Annotated in this window: 14 protein-coding genes; 5 read left to right on the plus strand and 9 right to left on the minus strand. The window is 60.1% G+C overall.

Annotated features, from left to right (window positions below; translation table 11 throughout):
- The first annotated feature begins 604 nt into the window (after positions 1-604).
- Positions 605-997: a hypothetical protein gene (locus ACK4TM_RS13705; RefSeq protein ID WP_409702198.1), complete on the plus strand. Its 393-nt coding sequence runs from the start codon at positions 605-607 to the stop codon at positions 995-997.
- Positions 998-1,144: 147 nt separating this feature from the next.
- A complete protein-coding gene (locus ACK4TM_RS13710; RefSeq protein WP_409702200.1) occupies positions 1,145-1,579 on the plus strand; it encodes a helix-turn-helix transcriptional regulator in 435 nt (144 codons plus the stop codon).
- 80 nt (positions 1,580-1,659) lie between these two features.
- On the opposite strand, the gene ACK4TM_RS13715 is transcribed toward ACK4TM_RS13710, so the two are convergent.
- The 6 genes from ACK4TM_RS13715 to ACK4TM_RS13740 all read right to left on the minus strand — a co-directional run bounded on the left by ACK4TM_RS13715 (position 1,660) and on the right by ACK4TM_RS13740 (position 9,886).
- The gene (locus ACK4TM_RS13715; RefSeq protein WP_409702202.1) at positions 1,660-2,214 is read right to left on the minus strand and encodes a hypothetical protein; all 555 of its coding nucleotides are present in this window, start codon (positions 2,212-2,214) and stop codon (positions 1,660-1,662) included.
- 171 nt (positions 2,215-2,385) lie between these two features.
- On the minus strand, positions 2,386-3,966 hold the full coding sequence (locus ACK4TM_RS13720; RefSeq protein WP_409702204.1) for a fucose isomerase: 1,581 nt from the start codon (positions 3,964-3,966) through the stop codon (positions 2,386-2,388).
- Positions 3,963-5,594: an FGGY-family carbohydrate kinase gene (locus tag ACK4TM_RS13725; RefSeq protein ID WP_409702206.1), complete on the minus strand. Its 1,632-nt coding sequence runs from the start codon at positions 5,592-5,594 to the stop codon at positions 3,963-3,965. Before ACK4TM_RS13725 ends, ACK4TM_RS13720 begins: the two co-directional genes overlap by 4 nt.
- Before the next feature lies 1 nt (position 5,595).
- Entirely contained in the window at positions 5,596-8,262 is a 2,667-nt protein-coding gene (locus ACK4TM_RS13730) for a family 78 glycoside hydrolase catalytic domain (protein ID WP_409702208.1), read from the minus strand.
- The gene (locus tag ACK4TM_RS13735) at positions 8,263-8,943 is read right to left on the minus strand and encodes a GntR family transcriptional regulator (RefSeq protein WP_409702210.1); all 681 of its coding nucleotides are present in this window, start codon (positions 8,941-8,943) and stop codon (positions 8,263-8,265) included.
- Between the two features lie 40 nt (positions 8,944-8,983).
- Positions 8,984-9,886, minus strand: a complete 903-nt coding sequence (locus ACK4TM_RS13740) for a dihydrodipicolinate synthase family protein (RefSeq protein WP_409702212.1) — start codon at positions 9,884-9,886, stop codon at positions 8,984-8,986.
- A gap of 154 nt (positions 9,887-10,040) precedes the next feature.
- Between ACK4TM_RS13740 and ACK4TM_RS13745 the strand changes: the two genes are divergently transcribed.
- Genes ACK4TM_RS13745 through ACK4TM_RS13755 form a run of 3 tightly spaced genes read left to right on the plus strand, consistent with a single transcriptional unit; the run spans position 10,041 to position 12,863 of the window.
- Positions 10,041-11,027 (plus strand): sialic acid TRAP transporter substrate-binding protein SiaP, encoded by a 987-nt coding sequence (locus ACK4TM_RS13745; protein WP_409702214.1) that lies wholly within the window; start codon positions 10,041-10,043, stop codon positions 11,025-11,027.
- Between the two features lie 11 nt (positions 11,028-11,038).
- Positions 11,039-11,542, plus strand: a complete 504-nt coding sequence (locus ACK4TM_RS13750) for a TRAP transporter small permease (protein WP_409702216.1) — start codon at positions 11,039-11,041, stop codon at positions 11,540-11,542.
- A 16-nt stretch (positions 11,543-11,558) separates the two neighbouring features.
- Complete coding sequence (locus ACK4TM_RS13755; RefSeq protein ID WP_409702223.1) at positions 11,559-12,863, plus strand: TRAP transporter large permease; 1,305 nt, start codon at positions 11,559-11,561, stop codon at positions 12,861-12,863.
- Between the two features lie 39 nt (positions 12,864-12,902).
- On the opposite strand, the gene ACK4TM_RS13760 is transcribed toward ACK4TM_RS13755, so the two are convergent.
- From ACK4TM_RS13760 to ACK4TM_RS13770, 3 genes are all read right to left on the minus strand, one after another.
- On the minus strand, positions 12,903-13,058 hold the full coding sequence (locus tag ACK4TM_RS13760; RefSeq protein ID WP_409702218.1) for a hypothetical protein: 156 nt from the start codon (positions 13,056-13,058) through the stop codon (positions 12,903-12,905).
- The gene (locus ACK4TM_RS13765) at positions 13,051-14,442 is read right to left on the minus strand and encodes an amidase (RefSeq protein ID WP_409702220.1); all 1,392 of its coding nucleotides are present in this window, start codon (positions 14,440-14,442) and stop codon (positions 13,051-13,053) included. The genes ACK4TM_RS13760 and ACK4TM_RS13765 overlap by 8 nt, the downstream gene beginning before the upstream one ends.
- Positions 14,432-15,230, minus strand: a 799-nt coding sequence (locus ACK4TM_RS13770; RefSeq protein ID WP_409702221.1) for a TRAP transporter large permease subunit, incomplete at its 5' end; no start/stop codon positions are given. The genes ACK4TM_RS13770 and ACK4TM_RS13765, both read right to left, overlap by 11 nt.

A 15,230-nucleotide genomic window follows, 5' to 3' on the forward strand; every position in this document is an offset into this window, starting at 1 on the left:
GCAATGGGATAATACCAAAGAGGAGGGAAATCATACTAACGTCTGATAGCCGGGACGTAGGAATTCATAGGGGCGAAACGTCAGTATAACTGACTGGAATTGCCGAATTGTATACAATTCCTGCGTCGGGCTTCTTTCTTGGATATTCTTTAGATAGGCCGGCAGCGCTGTATGTTTTTATCGGCGAAGTGCAAAGGCCCTTAAAATCGATGTCAACGCATCTCGTCATCGGGTTTTGTGCAGGTCGCCTCGGTCTTTCGGCTGATATCAAATTGCGCAGAAAGGTCAAACCAGTTTTCAGGGCATTGCCTGATCGGAATTTCGATCATCGTTGATTCGTCTGGCGGATGTGTCTGCGGCCCGGTTTACCTGTCTGGTGCTTTGCCGAGCCACTTTCCGGCGGATCAGCGCCTGATGCGGATGGCGGGGCTGGCCGGTCGCGGCATGCTCGCCGGACGCGATTGTCGCTGGCGATTTGCCGGGCTATCGGTAATAAAGAGAGGCATGCACATCGCGTGAAAAGAGTGTTCTGTCAGTAGTAGATGAGGTCAGGATTGGCAATTCGATGAATGCAGATGTCCAGGATCGGGTCCGTCCACGTAGATTGCTGAATGTACTGATTATCGGCAGCCTGCTGTCTTTACTTCAGGTTGCCTGGGTATCTGCAGATGCTCACAACAACTTGATTCCGCTTTCGGACCTTGAAACGCTCTCGGTCACTCCCGGGCCGCAGGAAAGATACCGAAAGATCGTATTGGCATTGGACCGCGACGGTTATACTATCGAAACGGTTCGCCAGACTGTCTTGAACCGTGCCCTTATTAGGGCGCGAAACCAGTACCACTTGCGAGAGATCGTTGTTAGCCGTGCGTCTGGCCAAGTGTTGCGCGACGTAATCATTGAAGAGTTTGAGACCAACCGAGAAGGGGATACCGCGGTACCCCTTGATCAGATACTCGAAAGCGATGAAGGCAGGCTGAAGGTGTTGCCGCGGTAACGCTGTGCATTTTCACGTGCCGGTCAACTGCCAGAGCATGCGGGACAGGAGATAAATATAGTGTCTTTTCGTGAAATGCGATGGCCTGCAATACTTCTTATTGTGGTCGTTCTTGCCGTGCAGATTGCCAGTGCGACTTTCTTCACTTTGAAAATCCTGTCCGAACTGTTTCTTTGGCAGATCACTATTGTTCCTTGGGAGATTCAGGAGCTTTTGGAAATCCTGTCCAGCTTCGGGCTGTTGTTCGGGGTGATCAGCAGTGTGATCCTGTTATCGCGGGCATCGCAACATGTTCACCGGGTCAATACGCAGTTGAATGCCGCCGCTGGCCAGTTCCAGGACCATATCGAAAAACAGTTCGATGAATGGCGCCTGACCCCGACGGAAAAGATCGTCGCCTTGCTGGTGATAAAGGGCTTCAGCAATGTCGAAATTGCCAGACTTCGCGGGACGACTGAATCGACGATCAAGACGCATGTCACATCGATCTTTCGCAAAGCCAATCTGACAAGCCGGCTGCAGCTGGTCGTCTGCGTGATCGAGGATGTGGTGACTGCGATTCCGGAATCTGCTTACGCATGATCATGGGCGAAGTCCGGGAAATCTATTACGGTTTCACGCAGCATAAAGTTTGCCAACCTCAGACACTGCGGCTTTACCGGTCAGCGAAGCCACGTAACATTGTCGTCTGACGCAACGCGCGCGATTGGAGCGGGCTGCGGGTGCTTGACGCTCGCTTTTGACATCTCGCAGACTTCGTCGGTGATATAGGCGATCAATTGGTAACGGCCGCCCAGTCCCGATTTGTGGTAAATAGAGCTGAGCTGGGTTTTCACGGTCTGAAGTGCTGTTCCACGCATTTTTGCGATCTCCAGATTCGAGAAACCCTTGACGACCAATACGGCGATGTCGGTTTCAGCACAGGTCAGGCACCAGTGTTTTGCATGCGCTTCGATCAGGCATTCCTTACCCGGTTCGTCATCGATTAGCGTACGGATTTCCGCGCGACGGTTATTCCTGGTAAAGCGTTGGAGAAGGTAAAATCCGCCTGCGGCGACGATTGCGGTCAAAAGCCAGAGCAAGGCGAACAGAAAAATCGCAACGCTGATGCCGACCTGCCCACCATTCGTGAAATACCAGACACCGATCGCTGTCTTCCCTGCGGCGACAATTGTCACCGCGACGACACCCAAGATGATCATCTTCCAGCTTTTCATGACATCCCGCCATTACTCCTGTCGATTGTTAAAATAATGGCAACAGAAATCTGGCAAAAATGTGGCTGGGGCAGCAGACCCTCTATCTGCTGCCCCAAATGCGCGTTGCCGGTTCCGGCTTTACGTCTGAGCAGCACGGCTGAGACGCCGCATTGGCCTGCCCCCTGGCCCTCAGACCCCGCATCGCCAGACGGCGATCCCGAGCGACTTTGCCAGCGCCGCCTTGGCGGTCATCGCGCGGTCTGCAGCCTTGGGGGATGTCGCATAGACGATCTGGATATGGTTGGCCTTGTGGCGTGCCATCATCTGATCGCGGGTCACGCCCGTCAGAACGGCATTCATGATCGGCCATTCCGGCGTCGTGTCAGCGGACCTGCGGGCGACTTCGTCGTCGGACAATGCAACGGCCTGCCCGCGCCCGATGTCCATATGCAGCGCGCCGTCCTGCAGATAGATCCTGCTCCAGATAATTTCGCCGGGTTTGGCGATGCCTTTCAGGCTGCCGCCACCTGCGGGGAAGAACATCGCAGGCTGCCGCAGGCTTTCGGACCCGGCCCAGCCACCTGCGTTATGCGCAGGCGGCACCGCGCCCGAGATTTCGAAAAGCCAGACAAAATCCTCGCGCCCTTCCGGCACGCCGCCCCAGCGCAGATCGTGCAGTGTGTTTTCCACCGGTTCCCCCAAGGCGCGGTGCAGGCGGTTGGTCAGGATGCCGTCCAATGCGGCGCATTCATCGACCTCGTTGAAATGCACGATGGCTTGCCCTTTGCGGATGATGCGACCGTCGGCACCTGTGACATCGGGGCGGTCGTCGTTGTTCAGCATGCCTTCGACCAGATCAGAGGCGGGCAGAAGGTCCTTCAGCCCCTGCTGATACTGGATGCCAATCGCTTCGCAGCCGAATTCATCGGCCAGACGCACGGCAGCGATATACATGCGGCACTGATCCAGCACCTGTGCCTCGGTCAGGTCCGTGGCGTGATCGTCGCCAAGGTGAAACGTCAGACCGCGCGCGCAGAGCCAGCCGTAGATTGCGCGCGCCTCATCCTCTGGCACCGCTTTGGTCGCGTGATACAGGGCGGATTGTGACAGCCGTTCCTTGAACACGCCCATCGGCATCAGCAATTCATCGGGGATGATGGCGTTATACATGCCCATGCAGCCTTCGTCGAAGACACCCAGAATGGTCTTGCGGGTCTGCAGATCGTGTTTGATGGCGGTGATGATTGCGTCATCCTCTGGCGGGACCGCTGTGTCGAAAGCGGTGACGTGGCTTGCGTCATGGGTGATTGTCCCCTCGCGGAGCCATTGTGCCAGACCATCGCGGAAAAACCCGTCGTCGCATGTTTCGGACCACAGTGTTGCATATGTCACCCCGGCCTTGGTCAAAGACCCGTTCAGGTTCAGCATTCCCACCAGTCCGGGCCATTGCCCTGACCAGTTTGCCACCGTCAGGATCGGGCCACGATGGGTGGTCAGGCCGGGCAGGACGTGATGAGAATATTGCCAGACCGCCTCGGCGACGACCAGGGGCGCGTCGGGGTCGATGCTGGCAAAGATATCCATGCCTTCGCGCTGTGACGCAATAAAGCCGTGCCCTTGCGGTTTGACCGGATGCGCGCGCACCAGATCATGGCCCATTTCGGCGAAGACGCTGATCAGTTTGTCTTCCATGGCCTTTTGCGCGGGCCAGCATTGCAGGTTGGCGCTTTCGCGCAGATCGCCGCTGGCGACAAGATGGATGGTGGTCATTGGTCGGTCCCTTTCATGATCGCCACATAGGCGGCGTAATCGTCCTGCATGCGCTGCATGACGCTGTATTTGCGGTCGTGATAGGCGGCGATGGCACCGCCGCGCGGTGCGATCACCGCGCCTGCGCCCGACATGTGCGCCATTGCCGCGGGCAGGTCAGTTTGTGTGCCTGCGGCCACGGCACCCAGCATGGCGCAGCCTAGCAGCACAGGTTCGCCCTGATCGGGCACGACGACATTGCAGCCCGTCGCATCGGCATGTTCGCGCAGGTACAGCGCATTACGCGCCAGCCCGCCGCTGACGACCAGCGTGTCGATCACCACGCCCTGATCGCGCATCGCCTGCAGAATGTGCCGGGTGCCATAGGCCAGCGCCTGCAATGTAGCCAGATAATCCAGGGCCAGATCGTCCATGCCGCTGTCCAGCGTCAGTCCGGCGGTGCCGCCCTTGCGCCACGGTTCCGCGCGCGGTGACCGGTTGCCGTGGAAATCAGGCTGGACATGCCGGTCGTGCGTCATGGTGGCGGTTTCATCACCCATTTGCGCAAGATGCGCCTCGATCAGATCAGTGATGCGGCAGCCCTGCGCCTGCGCCAGCGCGGCCAATGGCAGGGCGGCGGCGTGCCGCGCGATCACATGATCCAGAAGCGCACCGGCGGCGGATTGCCCACCTTCCAGCGCCCAAAGATCATCTGTCACCACGCCGAAATATGGCCCCCAGATACCGGGCACAAAGACAGGATCGCTGGTCAGCGCGATATGGCAGGTCGATGTGCCCGCGATCACCGCCAGCCGCCCGTCAATGGATGCACCCGGTGCCAGCCCGACGCCAAGCGTGCCGAGCGCACCGGCATGCGCGTCGATCAGGCTGGCCGCGACGGGCGTGCCGGGGCGCAGGCCCAGTTCCTGCGCTGCCGTATCTGTCAGCCCGCCGCACTGCTGGCCCGGCGCGGCAAGGCGGGTGCCGATGCGGCTGTGGTTGTCCTGTGTCAGGTCGTCCAGCCCGATGGCGGTCAGGAAATCATCGTCCCAGCCTTCGCCATTCAGCCCCTTGTGGCCAAGATAGGTCCATTTGCAGACCATGGAACACAATGACCGCGTGTCATTGCCCGTGGCGCGATGCACCAGCCAGTCGGGCAGGTCGAAGAACGCACCGGCCTGCGCCCAGGCGTCCGGCTTTTCGCGTTTCAGCCAGCGCAGTTTGGGCAATTCCATCTCGGGCGAGATTTTACCGCCGACATATTGCAGCGGTGCGCCGCCGATGGCGTTGATCGCCTCGGCATCCCCCAGCGCGCGGTGATCCATCCATAAAATGACATCCTGATCCGGCGCATCGCCCGGATCGACCGAGACAGGATCACCCTGCGCGGTGCTGACCACCAGTGAACAGGTCGCGTCAAAGCCGATCCCCCCGATGGCGTCGGCATCGACGCCCGCGCTGGCGAGGGCCTCGCGCACAGAATCCGTCACCGCCGCCCAGATCTGGGCCGAACTTTGCTGGGCAAAGCCGGTTTGGGGGCGGTAGGTGGTGATGGGCTGCGCCGCTGTGCCCAGCAAGCGGCCCGATGCATCGAAAACACCGGCGCGCGCGCTGCCGGTACCAACGTCGATCCCCAGATAACAGGTCATGTCATGCTCCTTTTTCGGACCGGGCCAGGTGCAGGTCATGCGTCCCGGCGGTCAGGTTGAATTCTGTGCCCTGCGGGGCGGACCAGCCGGGGGGCAGCGCCACCTCGGCGCAGGTGTCGGTGGGCAGGGTGATCTGCCATGCCACGCGGTCGCCCTGCATGACCCATGCGCTGTGAATGCGTCCGTGCGGTGCGTCATAATGGGCGGTGACATGGCCGATGCGGGCGTCTAAGACAGGGCGCATCTGCAGCCTGCGATACCCCGGCCCTGCGGGGTCGGTGTCGATCCCGGCCAGCCGCGCCCATATCCATTCCCCGACGGCGCCATAGGCGTAGTGGTTGAATGAATTCATCGCCGTGGACTGAAACCCGCCACCCGGTGTCCAGCCGTCCCAGCGTTCCCAGATCGTGGTGGCCCCATGGGCGATGGAAAACCCCCATGACGGGTAGGTTTCTTTCAGCAGCAGATCGACGGCGCGTGTGGGCGACAGCCAGTCACAGACCACGGGGGCCAGATGGCGCACACCCAGAAACCCGGTCTGCAGATGGCCGTCTGCCGCGTCGATCAATGCGCCAAGCCGTGTCGCTGCCTGTGGGCGCAATGGGGGCGGCAGCAGGTCAAAGCCGAGGGCGAGCAAATAGGCGGTCTGGGTATCGCCGGTCAGTGTGCCTTCCTTGGTCCAGAAACTGGCGACAAAGGTGTCGCGCAGGCGTGCGGCCAGCGCGGTCCAGCGCACTGCGGGTTGGCCGATGACCGTCGCGATCCGGCCCATCAGATCGGCAAGGCGTATCCAATAGGCGGTGTTGATCAATGGCCGATGCGTGCCGGGACCGACAGACAGCCAGTCGCCGTAGTTGTTGTTCACCCCTTCCAGTCGCAGCCCGTTGGGGTTTTGTCGTTCAATCCAGTTCATCCAGTCGCAGAACGGCTGCCAGCAGCGTTGCAACAGGGCGGTATCCGCGTAGCGGGTGTAATGATCCCAGGCCATGATGATGGGCGCATCACCCCATGCAGGTGCGCCGGGTTGCGGTGTCAGCCGGTAGGGGTTCAGCGGCTTTGTGGGGGCGACATCGGGGAACACGCCGTCCGGTGATTGCCCGTCGATCAGGTCTTGCATCCATTTCGACAGAAAGGACGACACATCCATGAAATAGCCCGCCGTGCGCCAGAAAACCTGCGCATCTGCGCTCCAGCCATAGCGTTCGTCGCGTTGCGGGCAATCGGTGGGCACGGACAGGAAATTTCCCCGCTGGCTCCAGAATATGTTCGATATCAGTTGATTGAGCATCGGGTTGCCGGTGCTGATCTGGCCGGTGACGGGCAGGTCCGTCTGAATGGCCACGGCGCTCAGCGACAGGTCCGGCAAGGGCGCAGAGGCGGACAGGCCCACATATTGAAACCCGTGAAAGGTGAAACGTGGTGTGAAGTCTTCGACGCCGTCGCCATGGCAGATGTAGATATCCTCGGACACGGCATAGCGCAGGTTGGCGGTATAAAGCGCGCCATCGGCATCCAGCCTTTCGGCGTGCCGCAGACGGATTTCGGTGCCGCGCGGGGCGCGCACCTGCATGTGGACGTAACCTGCAAGGTTTTGACCGAAGTCAAAGATCAGACTGCCATCGGGCGCTGTGCTTTGCTGTTGCACGGGCAGGGTGGCCACCGCGCGGGCGGGTTCTGTGCGGGACGGTTCCAGCATTGGGGCGCTTGGTTCGGGGCTGATCACCTCGACGGGTTGCCAGTTTTCGGGGTGATATTGGGCCGTGTTCCAGCCCGGCATTTCAAGGCGCGCATCGTACATTTCACCTGCCAGAAAATCGGAATAGCAGACCGGACCTTGCCGGGTCTGCCATTGGTCGTCGGATGTGATGCATAATGTTTCGCCGTCTGCATATTGTACATGCAGTTGCAGCATCAGCGCCGGACGGCCGCCGTAATGGTTTCCGGCGCGGCGCTGGTTATGGCCGATGCGGCCGCTGTACCAGCCTTCGCCCAGTATCGCGCCCATCACGTTCGGGCCTTCAGTCAGAAGCTCTGTGACATCAAAGCTCTGATAAGGGGTGCGGATATGGTAATCGGTCCAGCCCGGTGCCATGACATGATCGCCGATGCGCTGGCCGTTCAGATACAGTTCATACAGCCCCAGCGCCGAGACATAGACAAAGGCGCGGACCGGCTTGCCTGCCACGTCAAAGCAGCGGCGCAGATAATCGGCAGGGCGCGCCTGAAAGCGATTGTCATAGCGCGTATCCTGCGGCACGTCCCGTCCTTCGGGCAGCACGAAATAGCGTGCGATCCAGTCGCCGCGCCAATCCTGCGCCGTCAGCCCGGTAAAGAAGGATGCAGCCGGGGCAAATGGCGTTGCGCGGTCGAGATGGTCCCAGACCTGCACGCTGTAGTAAATGCGCGCATCATTTGGCAGGGTGGGCCCATCCCATGCCGTATTGAACACGCCGGGTGCGTCAACCCTGCCGCTGTCCCACAGATCGCCGCGCCCTTGGGCGATGTGATCCGCGCTGACGTCGGCGATGATGCGCCATGCGGTGATATGGGGGGGATCCCCTGCCACGGCCCAGCCAAATTCAGGGCGGGCGCTGTGCAATCCGTCCGGCTGGCGCAGGTTGTCGCAGCGCAGCCGATGGACGCGGGGCACATCGTTGTCGCTGGTCATCTAAAGCTCCATCGCCCTGTCGCGCGCATTGGCGATATGGCGGTCCATCGCCTGCGTCGCCGCGATGGGATCGCGCGACAGGATGGCGTCGATCACGGCCAGATGGTCATTGAACGCGCTGGGCAGCGTGTTGGGGCCAAGGCTGATACGGTCCAGTTTGATCAAGCGGATACGGATGCTGTTGATATGATGCGCATTGAGCAGCAGGGAATTCGTTGTTGCCGCCATCAGGGCGGCATGAAACCCGCTGTCCACCTCTTGCCCGCGTGCAAACAGCGCATCGTCGGCAGAAGGGGTGACTTGCGCCAGCACGTCTTCATGCAGTTTGCGTTGCGCGATCAGTTGGGCGGCGGGCATTGATTTGACAGCGTGCAGCACGGCTTCGCGTTCAAGGGCGGCGCGCATCTGGAAGGCTTCGCGGATCATGGGCAGATCGATGGCTGGCACCTGAATGCCGCGCTGCGGATAGACCAGCACCAGACCTTCGGCCTTCAGCCGTGGCAACAGTTCGCGCAGGGCCCCCACGGACAGATGCAACATATCCACCAGATCGCGCTGGCTGACTAACTGGCCGGGGCGCAACCGCCCATCCAGCAAGGCCGCCTGAAAGGTTTCATAGGCGGCCTTGGTCACGCCGCCATCGGTGCGGCGCGGCGTGATCGTGTTCGATTTGGTGACCATTGTTACCTCCCTCATGGGCTAGCGGCCCATGCTACCTGTCTTACGAAGCGGCCAGTTCCTTTTCCAATCCCAGTTTGCGCAGAACACTGGCGCTTGCCTCTGGCGTCAACCCCCGGAGCGGAGGGCAACAGCGGCTATAGGCCGGGTCATCGTGACGCAGGCCCAGCACTGCCTTGATGGCGGGCAACCCACCCGTGTCATTCACGGTCACAATCCGCGATTTCGCCAGATCCTGTGCGTCTTGTGATGCCTGCCCATTGAAAAGCGCGACGCATTCCGCCGGGAACAGATTGACCATGCCGCCGATCATGCCTGCGCCGCCCGCCGCAACCATGCGCGTTACCAGACGGTCATCACCGGTAAAGATCGCAAGATCAGGGAAGGCCGCGATCAGCGCCAGCCCGGCGTCCAGATCGCCGGTGGAATCCTTGATGCCGATCACCCGTGTTCCCAGCCGTGCGACGACGCGGCGCACCAGATCGGGGGTAAAGGTGACGCCGCTGAAGGCGGGGAAGTTATATAGCACGATGTCCAGATCGGGCGACCCGGCGCGCGCGACGATGGCGGCGTAGAAATCGGCCACCGCATCTGCATCCGAAGGCGTGTAATAGAAAGGAGGGATGATCAGCGCCGCACGCACACCAAGGTCGGCTGCCGCGCGGTATTGTTCTGCCGCAGCGTCAATACTGCTTTCCATGATGCCGGGGATCTGGTGGGACATGTCCAGCCCCAATGCTGCCAGTTGCCGCAGCGCGTCGATCTTCTGACGGGCGGAAAAAGATGCACCTTCACCCGTTGTGCCGAATACCGATGTATAGGCGCAGCCCTGGTCCAACATATGCGTACAATGCGCGAACAGGCGGTCCACATCAGGGGTGAAATCAGGGGTGACCGGTGTGATTGCCGCGCCGACAACGCCAGTCAATCCATTGTTATGTCGCATTGATTTCCCCTTGGATGCATCTTGTGCTATATTTGAGTGTAGAACTGATACAATCAGTCTTTACATAAGTGCGGCCCGCTCGTAAAGTGACTTTTGCAAACCGCCACAGCACGTGGCCACTGCAATTAATGCACGACCGGGAGGAGAAACCGACATGCGTAACAAACTTATCGCCACGCTGCTGGCCACCACGCTGATGGGCGGGGCTGCGTTCGCGCAGGATACAATCGAGCTGAAATTCACCACCGCTTCGGTGCCATCGGATATTCACACCCGCGCGATGCAGGTGTTTTCCGACGCGCTGAATGCTGCCGTGCCTGACCGGTTCGACGTGCAGCTTTATGATTCGGGATCATTGTTCGGGCAGGGTGCCGATCTGGATGCATTGCAGCGCGGCAATGCCGAAGTCACCTATCTGTCGTTTCAACTGATTTCGGACAGTATTCCGGCGTATAACCTGCTGACCGCCGGGTATCTGTTCCAGAACCCTGAGCATTACCGCGCGTTTCTGGCGTCCGACATCGGCGCAGAGTTCGTGCAGACAGTGTCGGACGAGATGGATGTGCAGGTTCTTGACACCTGCTATCTGGGGACGCGTCAGTTGAACCTGCGCCGGGTCCTTGATGTACAGACCCCTGCCGATCTGCGGGGCGTCAAGCTGCGGATGCCGGGGTCGGATGCATGGCTGTTCCTGGGCGAGGCGCTGGGCGCATCGCCAACACCCCTGCCATTCGGCGAGGTGTACCTGGCGCTGCAGACAGGCACAATCGATGCGCAGGACAATCCGCTGCCCACCGTCGAAGCCGCCAAATTCTATGAGGTGACGCAGCAGATCGTCATGACCAATCATCTGGTCGATGGCGTCAATATCGTCGTCAACAACCAGACATGGGATCTGCTTGACGCAGATGAGCAGACGGCATTGCGCGATGCCGCGATTGAAGCCTGCGACTGGAACAACGAAGAACGTCTGGCTGAAGAAGCCCGCCTTGTCGCGTTCTTCGAAAGCGAAGGGCTGGAGGTCACTGAACCCGATCTGGAGGCCTTCCGCAGCCATGTGCAAGGTTTTTATGCAGACTCCCCCCGCTCGGCTGACTGGCCCGAAGGCTGGGTCGACGCGATCAACGCGCTCGCCGAATAAAGGGGCGGGGCGTGACCGGGCAAGTCAGATCGTCCTACAGACGCATTGGTGACCTGCTTTCGCAGGTCGCCAATGCCGTCGGTGGGCTGCTGTTCATCACGGCCTTCGGTGGCTTCATCGTTCAGATCTTTTTTCGCTATGTGATCGGTGAACCGCTGCGCTGGACCGAAGAATTCACAATGATCGCGTTCATCTGGACGGTGTTCTGGGTCGCGGCCTTTGTGGTGCCGATCCGCGAGCATGTGTCGTTTGATGTGGTCTATGATGTCGTGTCGCCGCGCGTAAGGCGGGTGTTTGCGATCTTTTCCATGGTGATGGTGATCGCAGCCTTCGGCATCCTCATTCCCTATACGCTCGAATACCTTGATTTCCTGCAGCGCCGCAGAAGCCCGGTCATGCGCTGGCCGATGCACTGGATCTATGGATGCTATCTTCTCTTCGTCGTGGGCTTTGCCCTGAAAGCGGCAGCGCGGCTATTCCTTCTGGTCGGGCCCGACTGGCGCGCAGAAATTTGACAGGATACCTGAATTGATGGAATTTTTCGCGGATTATGCGCTGATCATCATGATTGCGATTTTGGTGGTCACGACGATCACGGGCGTGCCCCTGGGGATCGCCATGATCGTGTCGAGCATTTTCTATCTGGTCATGGCAGGCCGGGATGTCGGGCTGGCGGCAGAAAATGTGCTGAACGGTGTGTTCGGCAATTTCGTGGCCCTTGCCGTGCCGCTGTTCATCTTCGCCGGCAATATCATGAACGCGGGCAAGGTATCTGACCGGCTCTTATCCTTTGCGCTGGCATTGGTCGGCCGGGTGCCGGGTGGTCTGGCGCAGGTGAATATTCTGACGTCGTTGATATTCTCGGGCATGTCCGGGTCTGCGATTTCGGACGTGGCGGGTGTGGGCAAGGTCATCACCGGCATGATGACGCAGGACGGGCGTTATCCGCGCGGATTTGCGGGCGCGATCACGGCAACATCGTCGGTCGTTGGCCCGATCTTTCCGCCGTCCATCCCGATGGTATTCTATGCGCTGATTTCGTCCACATCGGTGGGGGCGCTGTTTCTGGGTGGCGTGATCCCGGCGCTGATGATCTGCGTCACGCTGGGTGTGGCGGTCTTCATCATGGCAAAGCTGCGCGGTTTCCCGGTCGAGGCATCGGTGCCGTTGCTGATGTTACCCATCGTGTTCCTGCGGGCATTTCCCGCGCTTTTGATGCCGGTGATCCTGCTGGGCGGCATCTATTCCGGCGTCTTCACCCCGACAGAAGCCGCGGCAGTGTCCGCCTTCTATGCGATCCTGCTGGCGTCCTTTGCCTATCGTGTGCTGGGCTTGTGGGATTTCTGGGAAGTCGTGAAAGCCACGATGCGCACCACGGCGGTGGTCACCATCGTGCTGTGTGGTGCGTTCATCTTCAACTACATCATCACCGTCGAACGGCTGCCGCAGGATGTCTTTGCCCTGTTCCAGAGCATGGACCTGACCGTGATCAAATTCCTGCTGCTGCTCAACCTGCTGTATCTGGTGCTGGGCTGCTTTCTGGATGTGTCCACGATCATGTTGGTGGTCACACCGTTGTTCCTGCCTGCCGCCGCGGCCCTGGGCATTGATCTGGTGCATCTGGGGATCGTGCTGGTGTTCAACATGATGATCGGGCTGATCACGCCGCCATATGGGATATTGCTGTTTATTATCAAGGCCCTGACCGGCATTCCGGTGGGCGAGATGATCCGCGAGATATGGATATTCCTCGCGCTGCTGATCGCCTTGCTGATGGTCCTGACCTTTTCGCCGGATCTGGTGCTGTGGCTGCCGCGCTATGCCGGGATGATGTAAGACTGGGGATGGTTAGCTGGGACGCTTATCTTTGACGTCTCAGCTTTTCTTGCGGCCCAACATATCCCACCCCGCCAGCAAAAGCGTGATCGCTGCGACGATCAAGATATCCAGCCGTTTCAGCTTGAAGACCAGCACGCCCACAAAGAGGCAAAGCATGACGAAGGCAAATAGGGCGAGAAGGCGGTCAAGCATCGGTCATTTCCCCGCTTGTGACTTTGATTTCATTCATCAACCACCGCGCCGTGCGCAGCAATCTGGCGTCATTGCCACGTTTGCCTACGATCTGCAGGCCCATGGGCATGCCGGCCGAATCCTCGAACAGGGGCAATGTCACCACCGGCACACCGCAAAGCGTCCATAGCCCATTATAGATCGCACTGCCGGTCGATGACAGACCGCCGGGCGCAGAGGTCGGGGTCGCGGGACAGATGATCGCGTCGCACCGGTCGAATATTTCATCGAGCGCGGTGTTCAGCAGTTTGGGCCAGTCCAGTGCTGCGATATAATCGCGCGCCAGAATGGCCTTGCCCTTGTCGATGGCGTCCAGCGTCACGTCCGACAATTGATCCCGCCCCCGCCGTTCATAGGCGTAATAGCATTTGGCCATTTCGGCAAAGTTGATCCGCTCGCGGATATCCGCCGCGTCGTCGAACATGGGCGGCAGGATCAGCGGAAAGCATTCATCGCCAAGGATTCCAGCCAGTTCATCCATTGCCAACGCCATATCCTCAGAGGCCGCGACGTTGCCGGGCATCTTCGACACGATGGCAAGGGCCGGCCGCACCGGCACATCCGACATTGCGGTTGCCAGCAGGGCCGGGGGTGCGGATGGCGTGGTCGCAGGATCGGCGGGATCGTCGCCAAACAATGCGTCACCCAGCATGGCGACACCTTCTACGGACATCGCAAACAGGCCCATGGTATCCAGCGTCGGCGATTGCATCAGCACGCCCGCACGCGATATCGCGCCAAAGGTCGGTTTATACCCCACCGTCCCGCAATAGGCGGCGGGCCGGATCACCGACCCCCCGGTTTGCGTGCCCACCGCCAGCGGCACCATTCCCGCGCCGACAGCCGCCGCCGATCCCTGAGATGATCCGCCCGGCGTATGCGCAGGATTGACCGGATTGCGGGTTTTGCCGGGGGTCAGAAACGCCAGTTCCGTTGTCACGGTCTTGCCCATGATCACCGCACCCGCCGCCTTGAGCTTGCGCACGATGGTCGCGTCGGCGGATGGCACGCGGCCTGCGTCGATGCTGGTGCCGTTTTCGGTGGGGATACCTTTGGTGTCGATGATGTCTTTCAACGCCACCGGCATCCCGAACAGCGGCCCTGTGGGCAGGCCCGCCTTGCGCATATCGTCCAGATGCTGCGCCTGCGCCATGACATGCCCGTCGTCAAAGGCGGCAAAGGCCTGCACATCCGGCTCGCGCGCCTTGATCTGCGAGGCGAAGGCAGCGGCGACATCGGTGGGTCGTAGGATGCCCGACGCCATCCGATCCCGCAGGGTCAGCGCATCCAGCGCGATGATCTGGTCCGGGCGGCGCTGTTTGGGGATGGGCGCATTATCGGCCATAGATCGCCTCCGGCAGGGCAAACACGATCTGCGGGAACTGGTACATCAGCGCCATGGCGATAAAGACCATGCCCAGATAGGGCAACACACCCTTGAAGATATGTGTCAGCTGCACCTGCGGCGGCGCGATCCCCTTGAGATAATAGGCCGACATCGCCATCGGCGGCGTCAGGAAAGACGTCTGCAGGTTCAGCGCCACCAATATGCCGAAAAACAGCGGGTCGATCCCGAACAGCGGCAGCAGCGGCAGGAAGATCGGCACGAAGATGATGATGATCTCTGACCATTCCAGCGGCCAACCCAGCAGGAAGATGATCAGCTGCGCCATGATCAGGAACTGGAACGGGGTTAGATCAAAGCTCATCACAAATTCGGAAATCAGGTGTTCGCCGCCCAGATAGGAAAACACCGATGAAAAGGTGTAGGAGCCCACGAACAACCAACAGACCATCGCCGTGGTGCGCACGGTCAGATAGACGCTTTCGCGCAGCCGGTCATAGGTCATCGCGCGGTAGGCGACGGCAAGGATCAGACCACCTAGCGCGCCGATCGATGCGGCTTCGGTTGGTGTGGCAAGCCCGAACAGGATCGAGCCAAGCACCGCCAGGATCAGGAAGGCCAGCGGGAACAGCGATGTGAGCAGCATCCACAGCAGTTTGCCCCAGGGCATGTCGGGGACTTCTTCCTTGGTGGGTTTGGGGGCAAAGCTCGGCTGGATGATCGACCGGACGATGATGTAGGTCAGATAAAGCCCCACCAGCACAAGGCTGGGGTAAAGGGCGGCTGCG

This window comes from Yoonia sp., from assembly GCF_046292185.1.
Classification (GTDB): Bacteria; Pseudomonadota; Alphaproteobacteria; order Rhodobacterales; family Rhodobacteraceae; genus Yoonia.

Excerpts from the sequence above, each read along its gene's own strand:
- ACK4TM_RS13715 (WP_409702202.1), bottom strand. The coding sequence starts at position 2,214 with ATGAAAAGCTGGAAGATGATCATCTTGGGTGTCGTCGCGGTGACAATT.
- ACK4TM_RS13720 (WP_409702204.1), bottom strand. The coding sequence starts at position 3,966 with ATGACCACCATCCATCTTGTCGCCAGCGGCGATCTGCGCGAAAGCGCC.
- ACK4TM_RS13725 (WP_409702206.1), bottom strand. The coding sequence starts at position 5,594 with ATGACCTGTTATCTGGGGATCGACGTTGGTACCGGCAGCGCGCGCGCC.
- ACK4TM_RS13730 (WP_409702208.1), bottom strand. The coding sequence starts at position 8,262 with ATGACCAGCGACAACGATGTGCCCCGCGTCCATCGGCTGCGCTGCGAC.
- ACK4TM_RS13735 (WP_409702210.1), bottom strand. The coding sequence starts at position 8,943 with ATGGTCACCAAATCGAACACGATCACGCCGCGCCGCACCGATGGCGGC.
- ACK4TM_RS13740 (WP_409702212.1), bottom strand. The coding sequence starts at position 9,886 with ATGCGACATAACAATGGATTGACTGGCGTTGTCGGCGCGGCAATCACA.
- ACK4TM_RS13745 (WP_409702214.1), top strand. The coding sequence starts at position 10,041 with ATGCGTAACAAACTTATCGCCACGCTGCTGGCCACCACGCTGATGGGC.
- ACK4TM_RS13755 (WP_409702223.1), top strand. The coding sequence starts at position 11,559 with ATGGAATTTTTCGCGGATTATGCGCTGATCATCATGATTGCGATTTTG.
- ACK4TM_RS13760 (WP_409702218.1), bottom strand. The coding sequence starts at position 13,058 with ATGCTTGACCGCCTTCTCGCCCTATTTGCCTTCGTCATGCTTTGCCTC.
- ACK4TM_RS13765 (WP_409702220.1), bottom strand. The coding sequence starts at position 14,442 with ATGGCCGATAATGCGCCCATCCCCAAACAGCGCCGCCCGGACCAGATC.